At 60.3% G+C, this 18,990-nt stretch carries 15 protein-coding genes and 1 tRNA gene; 5 read left to right on the forward strand and 11 right to left on the reverse strand.

All coding sequences use genetic code 11. The annotated features are described in order from the left end of the window. Positions 1-90: 90 nt before the first annotated feature. The 3 genes from fusA to rpsL all read right to left on the reverse strand — a co-directional run bounded on the left by fusA (position 91) and on the right by rpsL (position 3,170). A complete protein-coding gene (gene fusA, locus MB824_RS01415) occupies positions 91-2,196 on the reverse strand; it encodes an elongation factor G (RefSeq protein WP_238745228.1) in 2,106 nt (701 codons plus the stop codon). Positions 2,197-2,214: 18 nt separating this feature from the next. After that, a complete protein-coding gene (rpsG, locus tag MB824_RS01420) occupies positions 2,215-2,688 on the reverse strand; it encodes a 30S ribosomal protein S7 (RefSeq protein WP_238745231.1) in 474 nt (157 codons plus the stop codon). A 110-nt stretch (positions 2,689-2,798) separates the two neighbouring features. Then, on the reverse strand, positions 2,799-3,170 hold the full coding sequence (gene rpsL, locus MB824_RS01425; RefSeq protein WP_003783497.1) for a 30S ribosomal protein S12: 372 nt from the start codon (positions 3,168-3,170) through the stop codon (positions 2,799-2,801). 179 nt (positions 3,171-3,349) lie between these two features. Between rpsL and MB824_RS01430 the strand changes: the two genes are divergently transcribed. Both MB824_RS01430 and MB824_RS01435 read left to right on the forward strand, forming a co-directional pair. After that, on the forward strand, positions 3,350-4,708 hold the full coding sequence (locus MB824_RS01430; protein WP_238745233.1) for a dual specificity protein phosphatase family protein: 1,359 nt from the start codon (positions 3,350-3,352) through the stop codon (positions 4,706-4,708). Between the two features lie 279 nt (positions 4,709-4,987). Beyond that, positions 4,988-5,980 (forward strand): hypothetical protein, encoded by a 993-nt coding sequence (locus MB824_RS01435; RefSeq protein WP_238745235.1) that lies wholly within the window; start codon positions 4,988-4,990, stop codon positions 5,978-5,980. Positions 5,981-6,049: 69 nt separating this feature from the next. Here the strand turns inward: MB824_RS01435 and MB824_RS01440 are convergent, their stop codons facing one another. Next, on the reverse strand, positions 6,050-8,065 hold the full coding sequence (locus MB824_RS01440) for a prolyl oligopeptidase family serine peptidase (protein ID WP_238745237.1): 2,016 nt from the start codon (positions 8,063-8,065) through the stop codon (positions 6,050-6,052). Between the two features lie 478 nt (positions 8,066-8,543). Between MB824_RS01440 and MB824_RS01445 the strand changes: the two genes are divergently transcribed. Both MB824_RS01445 and prfH read left to right on the forward strand, forming a co-directional pair. Beyond that, entirely contained in the window at positions 8,544-9,725 is a 1,182-nt protein-coding gene (locus tag MB824_RS01445) for an RNA ligase RtcB family protein (RefSeq protein ID WP_238745239.1), read from the forward strand. Then, complete coding sequence (gene prfH, locus MB824_RS01450; protein ID WP_238745241.1) at positions 9,722-10,381, forward strand: peptide chain release factor H; 660 nt, start codon at positions 9,722-9,724, stop codon at positions 10,379-10,381. The genes MB824_RS01445 and prfH overlap by 4 nt, the downstream gene beginning before the upstream one ends. A 606-nt stretch (positions 10,382-10,987) precedes the next feature. On the opposite strand, the gene MB824_RS01455 is transcribed toward prfH, so the two are convergent. Beyond that, positions 10,988-12,304: a DUF945 family protein gene (locus MB824_RS01455; protein WP_238745243.1), complete on the reverse strand. Its 1,317-nt coding sequence runs from the start codon at positions 12,302-12,304 to the stop codon at positions 10,988-10,990. A gap of 179 nt (positions 12,305-12,483) precedes the next feature. Further along, the gene (locus tag MB824_RS01460) at positions 12,484-13,371 is read right to left on the reverse strand and encodes a c-type cytochrome (protein ID WP_238745245.1); all 888 of its coding nucleotides are present in this window, start codon (positions 13,369-13,371) and stop codon (positions 12,484-12,486) included. Between the two features lie 259 nt (positions 13,372-13,630). Here MB824_RS01460 and MB824_RS01465 point away from each other — a divergent pair. Continuing rightward, positions 13,631-13,706, forward strand: a tRNA-Arg gene (locus MB824_RS01465). 114 nt (positions 13,707-13,820) lie between these two features. Here MB824_RS01465 and MB824_RS01470 read toward each other — a convergent pair. The 5 genes from MB824_RS01470 to murD all read right to left on the reverse strand — a co-directional run bounded on the left by MB824_RS01470 (position 13,821) and on the right by murD (position 18,980). After that, entirely contained in the window at positions 13,821-14,357 is a 537-nt protein-coding gene (locus MB824_RS01470) for an alpha/beta hydrolase (RefSeq protein WP_238745247.1), read from the reverse strand. Positions 14,358-14,427: 70 nt separating this feature from the next. Beyond that, a complete protein-coding gene (locus MB824_RS01475; protein ID WP_238745249.1) occupies positions 14,428-15,201 on the reverse strand; it encodes an exodeoxyribonuclease III in 774 nt (257 codons plus the stop codon). 67 nt (positions 15,202-15,268) lie between these two features. Continuing rightward, the gene (gene murG, locus MB824_RS01480; protein ID WP_328516364.1) at positions 15,269-16,351 is read right to left on the reverse strand and encodes an undecaprenyldiphospho-muramoylpentapeptide beta-N-acetylglucosaminyltransferase; all 1,083 of its coding nucleotides are present in this window, start codon (positions 16,349-16,351) and stop codon (positions 15,269-15,271) included. Next, on the reverse strand, positions 16,348-17,601 hold the full coding sequence (ftsW, locus tag MB824_RS01485; RefSeq protein ID WP_238745251.1) for a putative lipid II flippase FtsW: 1,254 nt from the start codon (positions 17,599-17,601) through the stop codon (positions 16,348-16,350). The genes murG and ftsW overlap by 4 nt, the downstream gene beginning before the upstream one ends. A gap of 41 nt (positions 17,602-17,642) precedes the next feature. Further along, positions 17,643-18,980, reverse strand: a complete 1,338-nt coding sequence (gene murD / locus MB824_RS01490) for a UDP-N-acetylmuramoyl-L-alanine--D-glutamate ligase (protein ID WP_238745253.1) — start codon at positions 18,978-18,980, stop codon at positions 17,643-17,645. Positions 18,981-18,990 lie beyond the last annotated feature (10 nt).

Here is an 18,990-nt window from a genome sequence, read left to right on the forward strand (position 1 = left end):
AGCTAATTCCTTCATATAAAGATCATTAAAGAACAAATATCAGGCAGCCTGAAACGTATTTTGCCTTTTCAGGCTGCCTGACGGAGTTTGCTACCCTTTGCGGGCGGCAGTTACTTCGGCGGCGACGTGTGCCGGCGCTTCAGCGTATTTGGCAAATTCCATAGAGTAGGTGGCGCGGCCTTGGGTGGCAGAGCGAAGGTCGGTGGAGTAACCGAACATTTCTGCCAGCGGCACTTCGGCACGGACTTTTTTGCCGCCGATACCGTCGTCATCCATACCCAAGACAATACCGCGACGACGGTTCAAGTCACCCATCACGTCGCCCATATAGTCTTCAGGCGTTTCCACTTCAACGGCCATAATCGGCTCAAGCAGAACGGGGTTGGCTTTTTTCATGCCTTCTTTGAAAGCCATGGAAGCAGCCAGCTCAAACGCGATCTGCGAAGAGTCCACGTCATGGTAGGAACCGAAAATCAGACGGATGCGTACGTCCACAACCGGATAGCCGGCCACGATGCCGTTAGGCAGGGTGTCGCGAATACCTTTGTCGCAAGACGGAATGAATTCGCGCGGAATCACGCCGCCTTTGATTTCGTCGATAAACTCGTAGCCTGCGCCACCGGGTTCCATCGGTTCCATTTTGATCACAACGTGACCGTATTGGCCTTTACCGCCGGACTGTTTGACGTGTTTGGCTTCGGATTCGACTTCTTTGCGAATGGTTTCGCGGTAGGCCACTTGCGGAGCGCCCACGTTGGCTTCCACGCCGAATTCGCGTTTCATACGGTCGACGATGATTTCCAAGTGCAATTCGCCCATACCGGAAATAATGGTTTGGCCGGATTCTTCGTCGGTACGCACGCGGAAAGACGGGTCTTCTTTGGCCAGACGGTTCAGGGCGATACCCATTTTCTCTTGGTCGGCCTTGGTTTTCGGCTCAACCGCAATGTGGATTACCGGCTCGGGGAATTCCATTCGTTCCAGAATGATAGGAGAGTTCTCGGCACACAGGGTTTCACCGGTGGTAACGTCTTTCAGGCCGATTGCAGCGGCGATGTCGCCGGCGCGCACTTCTTCAATCTCGGTACGGTCTGCGGCAGTCATCTGCACCAGACGGCCGATACGCTCGCGGGTACCTTTAACCGAGTTCAGCACGCTGTCGCCTGATTTGACGACGCCGGAGTAAACGCGGATGAAAGTGAGCTGGCCGACGTATTTGTCGTTCAACATTTTGAATGCCAAAGCGGCGAACGGAGCTTCGTCGGAAGCTTTGCGGTTGTCGACTTCGTCGTTGCTGGGGTTTACGCCCTGAACCGGCGGAATGTCGGTCGGGGCAGGCAGCAGTTCAACTACAGCGTCGAGCATGCGTTGCACACCTTTGTTTTTGAAGGCAGAGCCGCACAGCATCGGCTGGATTTCACCGGCAAGCGTGCGCTGACGCAGAGCAGAAACGATTTCTTCTTCGCTCAGCTCTTCGCCACCCAGGTATTTGTCCATCAGTTCTTCGCTAGCTTCGGCGGCAGCTTCGATCATGTTTTGGCGCCATTCTTCGGCAGTCGCAACCAAATCGGCAGGGATGTCGCCGTAAGTAAAGGTGGTACCTTTGTCAGCTTCATTCCAAATGATCGCTTTCATCTTCAGCAGATCAACCACGCCTTCGAAGTTGTCTTCGGCGCCGACGGGAATCACGATCGGCACAGGGTTGGCGCGCAGACGGGTTTTCATCTGCTCAACCACGCGGAAGAAGTTGGCACCCTGGCGGTCCATTTTGTTTACGAAGGCCAGGCGCGGCACTTTGTATTTGTTTGCCTGACGCCATACGGTTTCAGACTGCGGCTGTACGCCGCCAACCGCGCAGTAAACCATTACCGCACCGTCGAGCACACGCATAGAGCGCTCTACTTCGACAGTAAAGTCCACGTGTCCGGGGGTATCGATAATGTTGAAGCGGTGTTCTTTAAACTGCTTGGCCATACCGGACCAGTAGGAAGTTACGGCAGCAGAAGTAATGGTAATACCGCGCTCCTGCTCTTGTTCCATATAGTCGGTGGTAGCCGCACCGTCGTGCACCTCGCCCAGTTTGTGGGTCAGGCCGGTGTAGAACAGGATGCGTTCGGTAGTGGTGGTTTTACCCGCGTCGATATGCGCGGAAATACCGATGTTGCGGTACAGTTCAATCGGAGTTTTACGAGCCATTTTTTCAGCCTTTGCAAATTAGAAACGGAAATGGGAGAAGGCTTTATTGGCTTCGGCCATGCGGTGTACTTCTTCACGTTTTTTCATTGCGCCGCCGCGGCCTTCCGCAGCGTCGATCAACTCGCCGGCCAAACGCAGATCCATGGATTTTTCACCGCGTTTGCGGGCGGCGTCGCGCACCCAGCGCATTGCCAGAGCCAGACGGCGTGCCGGACGAACCTCAACAGGAACTTGGTAGTTGGCACCGCCGACGCGGCGGCTTTTCACTTCCACCACGGGTTTGGCATTGTTAATCGCTTCGTTGAACACTTCGATGGCTTCTTTGTCGGAAACTTTCTTGGCGATTTGTTCCAACGCGCCGTATACGATGCGTTCGGCAACGGCTTTTTTACCGTCAATCATCAGCACGTTCATGAATTTGCTCAATTCCACGCTGCCGAATTTCGGATCGGGCAGAATCTCGCGCTTGGGGACTTCTCTACGTCTTGGCATTTTAATTCCTTAAATATCTTCAGTTGGGGCAGACCCATGAATACCCAGCGGGGCATTCACTTACTCGGCTTAGCCTTTCAGGCTGCCGATGTGCCAGTTGGTTGAACAGATTATTTCGGGCGTTTGGCACCGTATTTGGAACGGGCTTGTTTCCGGTCTTTCACACCGGCGGTGTCCAGAGAGCCGCGAACGGTGTGGTAGCGCACACCCGGCAAGTCTTTAACACGACCGCCGCGGATTAGTACCACGCTGTGCTCTTGCAGGTTGTGGCCTTCGCCGCCGATATATGAAATCACCTCGAAACCGTTGGTCAGGCGCACTTTGCATACTTTACGCAAAGCGGAATTCGGTTTTTTCGGGGTGGTGGTGTACACGCGGGTGCACACGCCGCGCTTCTGCGGGCATGCTTCCAGTGCGGGCACTTTGTTTACGTACACGGGCTTTTTACGGCCTTTGCGTACCAATTGGTTGATAGTAGGCATATTTACTTTTTCCTGTTGAGTAAAAATTCTTGCCGACACCATGCCGACAAGAGCGGAATTATATTATTTTTGGAAGCATCCGGTCAATAACAGAATGATATGCGGCACAAATTTCAGGCTGCCGGCCGGCTGTGTTACATTGCCGCGTCCATCCATCCACAAAACGGCAGCCTGAAAACATGAAACCGTCTTTTTTCCGCTCTTTGTGCGCGCTCGGGGCAACGGGATTGCTGTTTGCCCTGAGCTACGGCCTGCCCAACCATCTGGCCGCACAACGCGGCGGCGTGCCGGAGATTATGTTTGGCTGGGAAGCGCGGATACCGTTTTGGGCGTGGAGCATTCTGCCCTACTCTTCACTCACGCCGCTGTATGCGCTGGCCTTTTTTCTCTGCCGCAGCAAGGCGGAGCAAAACCGCTATCTGGCGCGGCTGTGGACGGCGCAGCTAACTGCCCTGCCGTTTTTCCTGCTGCTGCCGCTGCAGTTTTCCGCCGCCAAACCTGCAGCGGATGGCTGGGCGGGAATGCTGTTTGCTGCGGTGGCCGAGTTTGACCGCCCGTACAACCAGGCACCGTCGCTGCATGTGGCGTTTGCGTGGATTGTCGGGCGCTTTTATTTTTTCAGGCTGCCCGAACGCTGGCGGCCGGCGGTGCAGACATGGTTTGCGCTGATTGCGCTGTCGGTACTGACGACCTGGCAGCATCATTTTATCGACCTTGCCGGCGGCGCCCTGCTCGGCGCATTGGTGCTGTGGCTGTGGCCGGATGGCACTTCGCCGCTGCGGGCGCGCTCAGCGGCTTACCGCCGTCCGGCACGGATTTACCTGGCCGCCGCCCTTTTGTGCGCGCTGCCTGCATTATCCGGCGGCGCATGGCTGTGGAGCCTGTGGGCGGCGGTTTCCTGCCTGCTGGCCGCCGCGGCCTACGGCGGCTTAGGCGCAGCGGCGTTTCAAAAACAGGCCGACGGCTCGACCGCCGCGGCGGCAAAACTATTATTTCTGCCGTACAGCTTGGCAGCCCTGTGGGGCGCGCGCTGCTGGCTGCGCGCCAAACGGATGCCCCTGTGCGTGCCGTTTGCCGCCGGCGGCCGCCTGTATTTGGGCAGCCTGAACGCGCTGCGCTCCGCGCCCGGGCGGCCGCGTTTTCAGGCTGCCGTCGATTGCTGCGCCGAACAGCCCGCACCGTGGCGTCCGCCGCACTATCTCTGCGTGCCGATGCTCGATACCGTGCCGCCGCCCGCCGCCGATTTGCGTGACGCCGCTGATGCACTGCAAAACTTTCTGCGGCAAACCGACAGCGCGGTGCTGCTGTGCTGCGCGCTGGGTTTGGGGCGCAGCGCGGCAGTGGCGATGGTCTGGCTGCTGCGCCACGGCAGCTGCCGCGATTGGCAGCAGGCTTGGAACTGCCTGCAGCAGTCGCGGCCGCAACTGCGGCTGGCAAACGGCGCGCGCGAACAAATCGAACGCGCCGCCGCGCTGCCGGCTGCCGATATGTCCGAATACGGCAACAACCGTCCGCCCGGCGCAAGCCAAGCAGCCTGAAAACCCCTTCCGCCGTTTGCACGGCAATAAACGATAAAGCAGCCTGAAACCGCGCAAACGGCTTTCAGGCTGCTTTTTGGTGCGCGGTACGCCCCCTGCAAACTGCGTAGGCCGGATACTTGTATCCGACATTGCTTTTGCCTACCCGCATGCCGCCCTTGCGGCCGGCTGTCGGATTCGAGAATCCGACCTACGGGAGCGGTTTTCAGGCTGCTTGGCTTTCAGGCTGCTGCCAAACACTTATAATCCGGCTTTCCCCAAACCATCAGGAGCAACACCGTGAACCACCGGCTTTACGCATCCGCCACCGCCCTTTTGCTTGCCGTCTGCATTCCACATGCCGCTGCTGAAACAAAGCAGCCTGAAAGTAGCAGGCAGCCTGAAACCCAAATTGCGTCTGCACCCAAGCAGAACAGCGCATACCCGGCAGACGAAGCCAAAATCGCCCGCAATATGGCCGCCTGGGACAAGCTGATGGCCACGCCCGAGCAGCAGTATCCCAGCTTTGAAGAGTTGGAAGAGCAAAAGCGTAAACATCCGCGCGACAATATTCAATCGCTTATCAGGCATAAAAGAAACAACGAAGAATTTGCCAAGCACGCGGTACCGCTCAAGCAGATTCTGCCGCTGACCGATAAGGGCATTACGTCAATTGAAGTTTTTTACGGCGGAATGGCACCACCCCCTACCGGTATAGTTGTCGAGCGTTTTTTTGATGTAAAAAACAGCTATTCGCCATTCGAAATCGGCTTGCCGCCCGGCACCAATCTGCTGGTGGATGAAGTTTCGGTAAATGACAATACGTATAGCGATATGGCACATTTTATTCTGCCACCCGAGCGCTTTAGCGAATTTGCCGGCAGGCTGAACCATATCCGTGCCTGGCGTTATCCCAATCCCCAATCGGAATTTGAGTCTATAGAACACCGGCTGTTTATTTTAATTACCTATCAAGACGGCAGGCAGTGGGCTTTGGGAGCAAATCTTCGCTTTCATCAAGACCAATATCTGGAAGCCATTATTGTGCCCGAGCTGCCGCTGGCGGAGAGCAAATACAATTTTGTGTATTTGAGCCTGCGCGATATTGTGCTGCTGATGCAATATTTGGATGACCGGATGCCGGTTTTTTTAGAGAGATTTGATGCTAAAGAGCTTGGTTTAGTTAACGAACGCAGACAATGGAAGGAGATTCTGCAAAACATGAATCGCACCAAAAAACCGGTGGCTGCCAAGCAATCCCCAGCCCGCGGCAAACGGCAGATCCGCCGCTAATCCCCAAACCAAGCAGCCTGAAACCCGTGCAAACGGTTTTCAGGCTGCTTTTATTGTTGTCCGCCGCAATCAGGCGGCGACGATGCTTTCATGCAGAAAGCGCAGGATGCAGGCCAGCTCGGCGGCGGTTTCTTCCTGCGTGCCGTTGCCGGTGTGGCCACCGCCGGCGGGGGCGTAGAGCCAGGCATTGGCGTTTTGGCTTTGGCGCAGGCGGGCGTAGAACTTCAGGGCGTGGGCGGGGTGGACACGATCGTCGCTCAGGCTGGTGGTAATCAGCGCGCTCGGGTAGCGGCGTTCGGCATCGAGATTGTGGTAGGGCGACAGCGTGGCCAGCAGCGGGCGCATAGTTTCGTCGTCGGGGTCGCCGTATTCTTCTATCCAGCTGGCGCCGGCGGACAGGCGGTGGTAGCGCAGCATATCGGTCAGCGGCACTTCGCACACCAGCGCGCCGATGCTTTCAGGCTGCCGTACAAAGGCAGATGCGGTGAGCAGGCCGCCGTTGCTGCCGCCTTGGATGGCGGTGCGTTTGGGAGACGACAGGCCGCGGCGGTGCAGATCGGCGATAACGGCGAGCAGATCGTCGGTGCTTTTGTGTTTGTTTTCGCGGCGGGCGGCGTGGTGCCAGTGGGCGAACTCGCCGCCGCCGCGCACATTAGCCAGCACAAAGCTGTGTCCCTGCGCGAGCCAGTGACGGCCGATATTGCCCAGATAGTGCGGCAGCTCGGGCACGCCGAAGCCGCCGTAGGCGTAAACCAGCGTCGGCGTATCGGCGCTGCGGCGGCTGCCGACCCAGTAATAGGGGATGTTTTCGCCGTCGGCCGATACCGCCCAAAACTGCTCGACGCCCAAGCCGGCGCTGTCAAACTGCTGCGGCTGGCGGCGCAACACGCTCAGTTCCATCACCTGCAAATCCAGCGAAAACAGGGTGAGCGGGGTGAGAAAATCGCTGGCGGCCACATACAGCACATCGCCGCCCCACGGCTGATCGGTCAGCTCCAAAGCGCCTTGGGGCAGCGCGGGCAGGGTTTGCTCGTGCCAGCCGTCGGCGTCCAGCTTCCAGGCTTTCAGGCTGCCTGAAACCTTGTCGAGCACCGACGCAACCACAAAGCGCTTGGTGGTTTCCACGCTTTCGAGCGACTGGCGATTGTTGGGCGCAAACAGCAGCTCCGCTTCGCCAAGCCGGCCTTTGGAAAGTTTGACCGCCACCAGACTGCCCGCCGGATAGCTGTGCTTGGCGCGACGCCATTCGCTTTGCAGGTGCAGCAGCAGCCGACCGCCGAGATAGCCGGTGATGTCGCAGTCTTCAGGCAGCTTGAGCGGCTGCGGCACCAAATCGGCACCGACCTGGTAATAGGTTTTGCTGAAAAAGCCGTGCGACGATTCGATCAGATCAATCGGCGCGCCCTGGCCGTCGAGATAGCGCCAGGCGTGCACCATCACGCCGGCGGCGTCCATTTCGTACACCGGCTCGGCTTCGGCAAAACTCTGGTCGCGCCGCAGCAGCCACACCTGCCGCGGATAGCCCGATTCGGTGAGCTGGCGCTCGTCCCACGCGGGGCAGACCCACACGCTGTTTTCGTCGCGCCAGGCGATGTGGCTTTTGCCGGCGGGAAAATGAAAGCCGTTTTCCACCACCGCGCCGGCGGCCAGATCGAATTCCAGCGTATAGGCGGTGTCGCCGCCGGCAATGCTCAGCGACAGCAGCACTTTTTCAGGCTGCTCGACATAGTGCGACACGCCGTCGAGATAAACATCGTCGCCCAAGATTTCGTCGAAGGCCGCCACGTCAAACAGCACCCGCCACTGCGGCAGCCCGCTGCGGTAAGACGCGGCGCTGCACACGCGGTACACGCCTTTCGGATGCTCGGCACTCTGGTGGAAATGGTACATCTGCGCGCGGTGTTCCTGACAAAACGGAATCTGGTTTTCGTCCTGCAGCACGGCGGTGATGTCGGCTTTCAGCGCTTCGTAGTCCGTCCCCCGCGCGAAATGCGACAGGGTTTCGGCATGGGCTTGGGCGGCGAAAGACTGGACGGCAGGGTCGTCCAGCCGTTCCAAATAGGCAAAGGGATCGTGTGGCGTCATGGTGGCAGGCAGCCTGAAAAATCGTTAAAGGGGCGGATTATAGCGAAAAGCGCCCTGCCCTTCGCGCCGCCCCTTGGACGACAACGACACGGCGCGACCGTCTCGCAAACGCCACACCCGCCGCCCGAACGCCCGTTCCCAGCACCGGCGCGGCTTTCAGGCTGCTTTGCCGCGACAACCCAACCCGTTTCGCCCCCGCCCAATCCCACGCAAACTTGCCCGCCGCCGCCATTGCCCCTAAGATGCCGCCCTTTTCCCACCCCATGCAAAGAAAGGACAGGCCATGAAACACGCAAACCGTCTCCCAATCATTCTTTGCAGCCCGGCCGCTTAGGCAGCATCTTCCTGCCCGCATCGGGCTGCTTTCCCCAATTTTTTCACACACGCTTGGTCAAAACCCGCCGCAACCGGCGCGTTTTTGCTGCCTGACGTTTTTTAAAACGGCTTTCAGGCTGCCCCTGCGTGGGAAAGTACCGATATGGGCAATCACATCCCAAACATCTCCCTAATTTCCACCCCCGATACCTGGCTGGAAGGCAATGCCGTGCGCCAGCTCGAAACCACCGCCCGTCTTCCCGCCATGCGCCGCGTGGCCGGCATGCCCGATCTGCACGCCGGCCGCGGCTACCCGATCGGCGCGGCCTTTTTCAGCGTCGGCCGTTTTTATCCCGCACTGATCGGCGGCGACATCGGCTGCGGCATGGCCTTCTGGCAAACCGCCGTCCCCGCCGCCAAAAGCAAACCCGCCAAGCTCGCCAAACAAATCGGCAATATCGACGCGCCTTTAGGCGGCGAATGGCAGGCGCGGATCAACGAAATCCTGCCCGACTCCCCCTTTCAGGCTGCCTTGGGCACCATCGGCGGCGGCAACCATTTTGCCGAGCTGCAAACCGTTGATACCGTTTACCGCACCGATTTGCTGCCTGAAAACTTCCGTGCCGACGCGCTGCAACTGCTCGTCCACAGCGGCTCGCGCGGGCTGGGCGGAGACATCCTGCGCCGCCACGTTGAAGCATTCGGCCATCAAGGTTTGAACGACAACAGCGCCGACGCCCAAGCCTATCTGGCCGAACACCAATCAGCGCTCGCCTTTGCCCGCGCCAACCGCCTGCTGATTGCCGAACGCATCCTGCACAAGCTTCACAGCAGCGGCGAATGCCTACTCGACGTGCACCACAACTTCCTTGAAGCCGCCGCGTTTGACGGCGAAGCGGGCTGGCTGCACCGCAAAGGCGCCACCCCCGCCGATCAGGGCTTGGTGCTGGTTCCCGGCTCGCGCGGCGACTACAGCTATCTCGTCGCCCCCGCCGCCGGTCGGGAAACCGCCCTGCGCTCGCTCGCCCACGGCGCCGGCCGCAAATGGCAGCGCGGCGAATGCAAAGGCCGTCTGTCGCACAAATACTCCGCCGACAGCCTGCGCCGCACCGCCTTCGGCAGTCTGGTCGTCTGCGCCGATAAAGCGCTGGTTTATGAAGAAGCCCCGCAGGCCTACAAAAACATCGACAGCATCATCGCCGCCATGCACGCGCACAGCCTGATTGAATTGGTGGCGCGCTTCAAACCGGTTTTAACCTACAAAACCGGCGGCGAATGCGCCGGCCAAGGCGACGACGACGCAAACGGTAGCCGTGCCAAGCAGCCTGAAAGGAGCAGACGATGACACCAAATATCCCGTTCAGGCAGCCTGAAAACGGCGCCGCCACCCTGCAAATCTCCACCGCCCAAGGCCCGGCCGAGTGCCGCATTTTCGCCCGTTTCGTGCTGGCGCAAATCCTGCGCGAAGCCGAACAGGCGGGTGCGGCGGCGCAAGTGCTTGAAGAAACCGCCGACAAGCACGGCATTCTCTCCGCCCTTGTCCGCCTTTCAGGCTGCCTGGCCGACGACACCGCGCAGCGCTGGCAGGGCACGCTGCAATGGGTGTGCGACAGCCCGCTGCGCCCGCGCCATCCGCGCAAAAACTGGTATATCGGCGTGTTCAGGCTGCCTGAAAACCGCGCGGAACACGATACAGGCAATCCTGCCGACATCGTTTTCCAAACCTGCCGCGCCGGCGGCAAAGGCGGCCAGCACGTCAATAAAACCGAATCCGCCGTACGCGCCACCCATACGCCCAGCGGCATCAGCGTGCGCGTGGAAAGCGAACGCAGCCAGCACGCCAACAAAAAACGCGCGCTGGAACTGCTCGCGCTGAAACTCGCCGCCCGCCGCCAGGCCGACGCCGCCGGACAGGCCGCCGACGCGCACAAGTCGCTGTACCGCGTAGAGCGCGGCAACCCCAAACGGGTGTTTCGCGGCACGGCGTTTGCCGAGCGCTGAAACGAGTTTCAGGCTGCCTTGCAACAAAACAGCAAAAAGCAGCCTGAAAAACCTTTCAGACTGCCTTTCAGACGGCGACCCAAAGCAAAGCAGCCTGAAACCGTCCATCCCGCGGCGCCCTTTGCTCCCTCCCCTGCGCCCAAGCGCGGGGGGGTTGGGGTGGGGGCGTTTCGACAGAAACGCTGGTTTGTGCAGCGCAAACGTTTGCCCCCACCCCAGCCCTCCCCCGTTTTGACGGGAGAGGGAGCACCGTTTGCAGGCAGTTTGGCGTATTCAGGCTGCCTTTTTCGGGTTTGGAATGGGATAAAGGCGATAAGGCGGCACCGTTTTCGGTGCGCGGGGCGTACCCGCTGCCGTTTGCACCGTTGCCGTCCGGCTGTAGGGTGCGCACCGCGCACCGTCTGGCGGTATTGCGGCTTGGGTCAAGACCCAACAATGCAGCGCAACCCCCTGCTGATGTTGGCTTTGCCACCCAAGCTATCCGCTAAAAACAAAAAAGACTGCCCAAAGGGCAGCCTGAAAAGCCGCACCGCCTTTGTGCGCAACGGCAAAAAGCAGCCTGAAACGGCATCCGAACCGTTTCAGGCTGCTTTTGTCTGCTTGCTTTTACTGCTTCTCGATCGACATCACGATTTTGTCGCCCTCTTCGCGGCCGCCGGTGAGTGTGACGATTTCTGCAACGGCTTTGGCGATTTCTTCGTCGCTGGGTTCTTGGCCTTTTTTCTCGAGTCTGGCGATTTCTCGGATCAGTTTTTTATCGATGCTGGCGCGGGCGCTGTAGCGTAGGGCTTCCCATGCTTTGCTCGGGAGGTTTTCCGCGGTGTAGTCGCCGGCGGGCAGGCTGGCTTGGGCCTCGGCGGTGGCGGTGCCGCCGTTGAAGGACAGCTGGTTGCCTTTAGATTCGGCGCTTACGCCGTTTTTGGCCAGCTCGACGATAAAGTCCTGCATCGCCCGCGTCTGCTCTTCATGCGGCACGCAGGTCTGGCTTTGGCGCTTGAGCAGCGCGTGCAGTTTTTCCAGCGCGGCGATGTTCAGACCCTTGATGTGGCTGTTTAAATGGATTTTGTCGATGGAATAGCGCCCTCTGCCGAACTGGTCGCTGCTGCCAAAAGAAAAGCGGCCGATGTCGCCGTTCCAATTGTAGGACAGGGTTTTGCCGTCGGCGGTTTGCGTGCCGCCCATTTTCAGGTTGCTCAAACTCATATCGCCGCTGCTGTTGGTGAAGCTGAAGGATTCGATATCGAGTTTGTCGCTGCCCGATACCGGACGGCTGCCGAAGGTGCCGATGCCGATATCGTTGTAGTAATTCAGGTTTTTCAGTTCAAACTCGGCGCTATCCCTGCCTGCCTGGCTGATTTTCACCAGGGGCATACTCAGCTCGAAGGAGCGGATTTCGGTTTCGCCATCTTGGCGCCCGCCTTTGAAACGGCCGCTGATTTGCTGCCATTCGATGCGGAAGTCGTCGCGGGTAACGGCCAAATCGCCTTCGCTGTTCATCGCCGGTTTGCCGTCGGCATGGCTGCCGGCGGGCACTTTCAGGCTGCCGTCGATATCGCCCGTCCAGCCGATAGCGGTATCGGTGTCAAACAGCAAAACTGCGCTGTTGTCTTTGGGGCGCACCAGATAGATTTTCGATTCGACGCGGTAGCCGGTAAGACTGCGGTGCAGGATGTCTTCGCCGCGGACGATGAATTTCAGGCTGGGATCGCACAAATCGGGGGTGATTTCGCCCGTCCACGCGGCTTTGCCGGACAGGGGGCCCATAGAGAAGTTATTGAGTTTGACGGCGAAACGTTTGTCGTTGAGATTAAAGCTGTTGCGGTAGCTGTCTTCGAGCCGGCTGCCCATATAGTAGCTGCCGCCGGCGAGACCGCCGCCGATTAGAACGATGCCGATCAGGCTGCCGGTAAGTGCTTTGTTCATGGTTTTTCCTTTGATCAGTTGTGAACGGGATTGCGGGTGCCGCTTGGCGGGCGTTTCAGGCTGCCTGCCGCTGCGGCGGTCTTGATAACGGACAAACGGTTTTCAGGCTGCCTGAAAGCTGCTTACAGATAAAGCGCAACCACCAAGGATTGCGCTTTATTTGCTTTTTCAGGCTGCCTTTACAGGCCGGATTCTTTAAGCATGTACTCGACTGCGGCTTTGACTTCGTCGTCGCTCAAATCCGGATTGCCGCCGCGGGCGGGCATGGCGTTGAAGCCGGAGATGGCGTGTTTGTACACGGTGTCTTTGCCCGCTTTCAGGCGCGGCGCCCATTCGTCTTTGTGGGTAATGCGCGGGATATTGGGAATGGCGGACGATGCGCCGTGGCAGGCGAAGCAGGTTTTGTCGAAAATGGCTTTGCCGGCGGCGGCATCGGCTTTGGGTGCGGCATCCGCTTTGCCTTCGGCTTTGGCTTCTGCTTTACCTTCGGCTTTGGGCGCTTCGCCGGCGGCACCAGCATCGGCGGTGGCGCCTGAAGCGGCGCTGTCGGATGCGGCAGCGGTGGCTGCGCCGCCGGCCTGCGGTTCGCTGAAGTTGGCGCCGGATTTGTTGGCCATGTAAACCAATGCGCGGGCGACTTCTTCGTCGGTCAGGTCGGACGCGCCGCCTTTGGCGGGCATATTGCCGCCTTCGGGGCCGCTAAAGCCGTTGATGGCGCTGTTGAGCAGGGCGTCAAAGCCTTTGGCGATGCGCGGCGCCCATTGGTCGTTGTGGGTGATTTTGGGCGAGAAGGCGGTGGATGCGTCGGCGGCGTGGCATTGGACGCAGACTTTGTCGAACACCTGCTGGCCGGTACGCTGGCCGGGCTCGGTACCGTCGCCCTCTACCAGGCGGCCGACGGGCATGATGCGGGTTTCGGTGGCATCTTCGGTGGTTTCGGCAACGTCGCCTTCGTATTTGGTGGTGGCAAGTTTGACCAGCAGGAACAGCACGGCTATCAGAATCAGGATGCCGCCCAGCAGGGTAATCAGCGCCGAACCTTGCGCTTGTTTTTTCGGGTTCTTCATTTAATCGGGCCTCACCGTTTTGGTAATTGTGGAGTGTTCTGCAAAGCCGGCCGGCAAAGCGGTTGCGGCTTCTTTGTATAAGTTAATTTACATTAACATGAATTTTCGCGATTATACTCAATCCGCCTTGCCTTTCCAATCGGAAATTTTGGCGTGCATCAAAAAAACAGGGCGGCGGCAGCCTGAAAATACGGGCGGCGAGCGCAGGCTTTTTTGCCAAACGGCGTTTTTTCGGGTATTCTTGCGCCCGTTTTGCGCGGTACCCGTAGCTCAGTTGGAAGAGCGTCAGTTTCCGAAGCTGAAGGTCGCTGGTTCGATCCCAGTCGGGTGCGCCAATGATTTCTTTGCCCAGCGGCAGCCTGAAAACGGCTGCCGCTTTTTTCAGGCTGCTTTTTCGCGCCGGCGCTGCACGCAAACGGCAAATCTGCTCCCGCCGCGCCTAATAAAGTCTAATAAATCAGCATTTCCTGCATCAGCCGCATGCCCCACTGCCAGCCGCCCATTTCGCCGTTCAAACGCCCCGTATGCGGCGATACCAGCAGGCGGGCGCGCCATTGTTCGGCCTGCTGCCGCGCCCAGGCTTCGGGGCTGCGCTCGTCGCCGCTGCCGATAACCAGCGCGGTTTTGCAGTTGAAACGGCAGCGCGCAAGAGTGTGGTACTCGTCGTCCTGCCAGGCTTCGCGCGACGGCGACACCAAAATCACGCCGGCAACACGGCGCTGGGCGGCGGTGTCGGTTTGGTAATACCACGCGGCGGCGGCCAGCGCACCGGCTCCGTAGGCCACCAGCATCACCGCGCCGTTGCCGCGGATGGCGGCAAAAGCAGCCTGAACGCCGCGCTGCCATTGCTCGATGCTTTGGGCAGCCGAGCAGGCGGTGCTCTGCACCATCGGATAGCTGTATTCCCAGCGCTCGCTCCACAGCGCGGGCTCGCCGGCGTCGCGCACAATCAGCAGGGTCAGGCTTTCGAGATCGGAAAAATGCATGGCTGGGTTGGGGCTTGGCGTGGACAAAGCGCCCGCGCGTTTCAGGCAGCCTGAAACGCGCGGGCGGGCTTTATAGGGAATAGTCGTAATCGACCACCAAAGGCGCGTGGTCGGAAAAACGCTCGTCTTTGTAAACCGACGCGCTGCGGACGGCGGCGGCCAGGTTCGGCGTGGCCATCTGGTAGTCGATGCGCCAGCCGACGTCTTTGGCATAGGCCTGGCCGCGGTTGCTCCACCAGGTGTAGCCGGGCGCTTCGGGATACAGCTCGCGCCAAGTGTCGTGCCAGCCCAATTCGTTGATGACTTTGCCCATCCATTCGCGCTCTTCGGGCAGGAAGCCGGAATTTTTCTGGTTGCCTTTCCAGTTTTTCAGGTCGATGTTTTGGTGGGCGATGTTCCAGTCGCCGCAGATGACGATGTCGCGCCCTTCGCCGTGCATGGCATCGAGCATCGGGTAGAAAACGTCCAGAAAACGGAACTTGGCTTCCTGCCGCTCGGGGGCGCTGCTGCCGGACGGCAGATAGAGCGACACCACGCTTAAGCGGCCGAAATCGGCGCGCACGAAGCGGCCTTCGCGGTCGAACTCGTCCACGCCGATGCCGGTTTGCACGCGGTCGGGTTGGCGGCGGCTGTAAAGGGCAACGCCGCTGTAGCCGCGTTTTTCGGCGCAATGCCAGGCGCCGTACATGCCGTGCGGGCGTTTCATGTCGTCGGCCAAATCGGCTTCCTGTGCTTTGAGTTCCTGCACGCAGACGAAATCAGCCTCTGCGGCGGCGAGATAATCGAGAAAGCCTTTTTTGTAGGCGGAACGGATGCCGTTGAGATTGGCGGAAATAATGCGCATAGGTATTCGGAAACGGGAAAGACAAACCAAGGCAGCCTGAAAACGCTTTTCAGGCTGCCTGCTTTTTTCAGGCTGCCCTGACGGTGGCCAGCGCGGCATCGGCCACGCGCTCGGCGCTGTCGGGCATCGCCAGCGTGCGGGCGTTTTGCGCCCAGCGCAGGCAGGCGGCGCGGTCGAGTCCGGCCAGCACCGCGGCCAGACGGGCGGCATCGAGCTGCGCCTGCGGCAGCAGCAGGCCGGCTTCGGCAGACACCATAAAGCGGGCATTGGCGGTCTGGTGGTCGTCCACCGCCTGCTGGAAGGGCACCAGCAGCGCACCGACGCCGGCGGCGGTCAGCTCGGCAACGGTCAGCGCGCCGGCGCGGCAGATGAGCAAATCGGCATCGCGGTACACCGCGGCCATGTCGTCGATAAACTCAACGCACTCGGCCGCTACGCCGGCCTGGCGGTAGGCTTCCTGTAACGCTTCGAGATTGCCGCGGCCGGACTGGTGGACAATCTGCGGCCGCCGCTCTTCGGGCAGCAGCGCCAGCGCGGCGGGGACGATGGTATTGAGCGCGCGCGCGCCCAGGCTGCCGCCGACCACAAAGATTTTCAGGCTGCCTTCGCGGCCGGCAAAGCGCTCTTCGGGCGCGGGCAGGCCGGCGATGTCGGCGCGCACCGGATTGCCGACCAGCCCGTCCGGCCGCTCGGGGAAGGCCTGCGGAAAGGCGTACAGCACCCGCGCCGCCGTTTTCGCCAGCTTGCGGTTGGCCAGACCGGCCACCGCGTTTTGCTCGTGGACAATCAGCGGCAGCCCGAGCGAGCGAGCGGCAATGCCGCCCGGATAGGTAACGAAGCCGCCGAAGCCGATCACGGCATCGACCTGATGGCGGCGCAGGGCGGCGCGGGCGGCGCGCACGGCCTTAAACAGCATCCACGGCAGCGCGGCCAACCGCAGCAGGCCGTTGCCGCGCACGCCTTTCATCGCCACCGTTTCCAGTGTGATGCCGTGCTGCGGCACCAGCCGCTCTTCCATGCTGCCGCTGCTGCCGAGCCATACTACGTTGCAGCCGCGTTCTTTGAGCGCCGCCGCTACCGCCAGCGCGGGAAAAATATGGCCGCCGGTGCCGCCGGCCATCAGCATAAAGGTGGGGGAAGTTTTGCTCACGTTTTCGCTCCTTGCGCCCTTGCTTCGGGCTGCGCCTGCTTTCTGTCGCGCGGGTCGAGCACGTCGTCGTAGCCGCGCATGCTGCGGCGGGTTTCGTAATCGACGCGCAGCAGCATGGTAAAGGCCGCCATCATCACCAGCAGCGACGAGCCGCCGTAGGAAACCAGCGGCAGGGTCAGCCCTTTGTTGGGCAGCAGGCCGATGTTGACGCCGATATTGATAAAGCTCTGCGCCGCCACCCACACGCCGATGCCGGTGGCGATAAAGGCGTTGAAATACATGTTTTGGTCGCGCGCCATTTTGCCGATGCTCAGCGCGCGCCACACAATCCACAGATAGGTGAAAATCAACAGCGCCACCGTTATCAGCCCCAATTCTTCGCCGATTACCGCCAAGATGAAGTCGGTATGCGCTTCGGGCAGGAAGCCGCGTTTGAAAATCGCCTTGCCCAAACCCTTGCCGAACAGGCCGCCGCTTTCCATCGACAGCAGCGAACCGAGTCCCTGAAAGCCGGTGCCGTTAGCATCAATCCACGGCGTCAGCGCCACTTCGAAGCGGCGCAGGCGAAAATCGGTGGTGGCGATCACCAGCACCGCCAGCGAAACGCCGGCGCCCAGAATCAACAAAAACCAGCGCCACGGCAGGTTGGCGATAAACAGCAACGCCACCACAATCGCAAACACTACCAGCGCCGATCCCAAGTCGCGGGTAGCGTAAATCAGGCCGATGCCGACACCGGTGGGCAGCGCCACCCAGCTGACGCGCTTGAAGTCGTCGAGCACGTTGAGCTTGCGCTTCAGAAAGCTCGCCATATACATAATCGTTACCAGCTTAAACAGCTCGCTGGGCTGGATTTTGATAAAACCCAGCGACAGCCAGCGGCGGGCGCCGTTTACCGTTTCACCCAAAAAGGGGACGAAGCACATCAGCAGCAGCAGCAGCACCAAAATGTATTTGGTCGAGCGCTGCCAAATCCACATCGGCACCTTCGCGATCAGCCAGACGCACAGCACCAGCCCGAACAGCACGAACTTGGCCTGCTTAAAAAGATACACGGTGCGCTGGTCGAAATTGTGGGGATCGAGCTGCGATGCGGACGCGGAGAACACCATCACCAGCCCCAGCCCCAGCAGGCCGAGCAGCACCCACAGCAGGGTTTGGTCGTAAACGTCGCCGTTTTTCTGCAGGTTGCGGTTGAACAGGTTGGACTCGTCGGAGCAGTAGTGGAAAAAGCGGGTAATCGGATTCATAAAGGGCCAATACGGGGCGGGCGAAACGCTTTCAGGCTGCCTCAAAGGGCGGCAACGGCGGCGGCAAATACTTCCGAGCGGTGGGCATAACCGCGGAACATATCCAGACTGGCGCAGGCCGGACTCAGCAAAACGGCATCGCCGCTGCGGGCTGCGGCATAGGCGCGACGCACCGCTTCGGGCAGATCGGCGCAAAATTCGCCGGTGATGCCGGCGGCGGCCAGATCGGCGGCGATTTTCGGCGCGTCGATGCCGATCAGAAACACCGCGCGCGCCTTGTCTTTAAGGACAGCCGCCAGCGGCGCAAAGTCCTGCCCCTTGCCCTGGCCGCCGGCGATCAGCACCAGCGGCCGGTTCAGGCCGGCCACCGCAGCGGCGGTGGCGCCGACATTGGTGCCTTTGCTGTCGTCGATAAAATCAATGCCGTTTTTCTCGGCGATTTTTTCCACGCGGTGCGGCAGGCCTTTGAAACTGGCAACATGGCGCAGCAGTTCGGCGCGTTCGATGCCGATGGCTTCGCACAGCGCCAGCGCTGCCAGCACGTTGGCCAGATTGTGCTGCCCCTGCAGCGGCACTTGCGACTGCGCCAGCAAGGTGTCGCCGCCGGCTTTCAGGCTGCCTGCAGACTCGTCAAACCAATAATTTTCAGGCTGCTTCAGCGAAAACCATGCGACGGTGCGGCCGCTGCGGCGCATGGCGCGGCAGAATACATCGTCGCCATTGAGCACCTGCACGCCGCTGCCGCGGAAGATGCGGTCTTTAGCGTGGGCGTAGTCGAGCAGATCGTCGTAGCGCTCGAGATGGTCTTCGGAAATATTCAGCACCGTGGCGGCGGCGGCATTCAGGCTGCTGGTGGTTTCGAGCTGGAAGCTGGAGAGTTCGAGTACCCACACATCGGCTTTTTTGCCGCCGCGCGCCATTTCGGCCTCCAGCACCGGCAGACCGATGTTGCCGGCCACCACGGTATCCAGCCCGCTTTCGCGGCACAGGTGGCCGACCAGGCTGGTTACCGTGGTTTTGCCGTTGCTGCCGGTGATGGCGATCACCGGATCGCCGCGCTTCGCAAGAATCTGCGCCAGAATTTCAACATCGCCGAGCACGCGGCCGCCGCGCGCTTCAAAAGCGGCGATTTCAGGCTGCCGGCGGCTGATGCCGGGGCTGAGCGCCAGCGTGTCGAAACCCTTGTCCAGCGCGTCTTTCAGGCTGCCTGAAAAGCAGTCCAGATTCGGAAAACGCTCTTGGAGCGCGCTGCGGCGCTCGGGCGGCAGGTTTTCGTCGTAGGCGGCAACGGCGGCGCCGGCTTCGCGCATATAGGCGATCATCGAAACGCCGCTGCCGCCGATGCCGGCGACCAGAATGTGTCGGTTTTGCCAGTTCATGCTGTTGGTT

It is taken from the genome of Kingella pumchi, assembly GCF_022288825.1.
GTDB lineage: Bacteria > Pseudomonadota > Gammaproteobacteria > Burkholderiales > Neisseriaceae > Kingella_D > Kingella_D pumchi.

Excerpts from the sequence above, each read along its gene's own strand:
- MB824_RS01460 (WP_238745245.1), bottom strand. The coding sequence starts at position 13,371 with ATGAAGAACCCGAAAAAACAAGCGCAAGGTTCGGCGCTGATTACCCTG.
- fusA (WP_238745228.1), bottom strand. The coding sequence starts at position 2,196 with ATGGCTCGTAAAACTCCGATTGAACTGTACCGCAACATCGGTATTTCC.
- MB824_RS01440 (WP_238745237.1), bottom strand. The coding sequence starts at position 8,065 with ATGACGCCACACGATCCCTTTGCCTATTTGGAACGGCTGGACGACCCT.
- prfH (WP_238745241.1), top strand. The coding sequence starts at position 9,722 with ATGACACCAAATATCCCGTTCAGGCAGCCTGAAAACGGCGCCGCCACC.
- MB824_RS01445 (WP_238745239.1), top strand. The coding sequence starts at position 8,544 with ATGGGCAATCACATCCCAAACATCTCCCTAATTTCCACCCCCGATACC.
- rpsL (WP_003783497.1), bottom strand. The coding sequence starts at position 3,170 with ATGCCTACTATCAACCAATTGGTACGCAAAGGCCGTAAAAAGCCCGTG.
- rpsG (WP_238745231.1), bottom strand. The coding sequence starts at position 2,688 with ATGCCAAGACGTAGAGAAGTCCCCAAGCGCGAGATTCTGCCCGATCCG.
- MB824_RS01475 (WP_238745249.1), bottom strand. The coding sequence starts at position 15,201 with ATGCGCATTATTTCCGCCAATCTCAACGGCATCCGTTCCGCCTACAAA.
- MB824_RS01455 (WP_238745243.1), bottom strand. The coding sequence starts at position 12,304 with ATGAACAAAGCACTTACCGGCAGCCTGATCGGCATCGTTCTAATCGGC.
- MB824_RS01470 (WP_238745247.1), bottom strand. The coding sequence starts at position 14,357 with ATGCATTTTTCCGATCTCGAAAGCCTGACCCTGCTGATTGTGCGCGAC.
- MB824_RS01430 (WP_238745233.1), top strand. The coding sequence starts at position 3,350 with ATGAAACCGTCTTTTTTCCGCTCTTTGTGCGCGCTCGGGGCAACGGGA.
- murD (WP_238745253.1), bottom strand. The coding sequence starts at position 18,980 with ATGAACTGGCAAAACCGACACATTCTGGTCGCCGGCATCGGCGGCAGC.
- ftsW (WP_238745251.1), bottom strand. The coding sequence starts at position 17,601 with ATGAATCCGATTACCCGCTTTTTCCACTACTGCTCCGACGAGTCCAAC.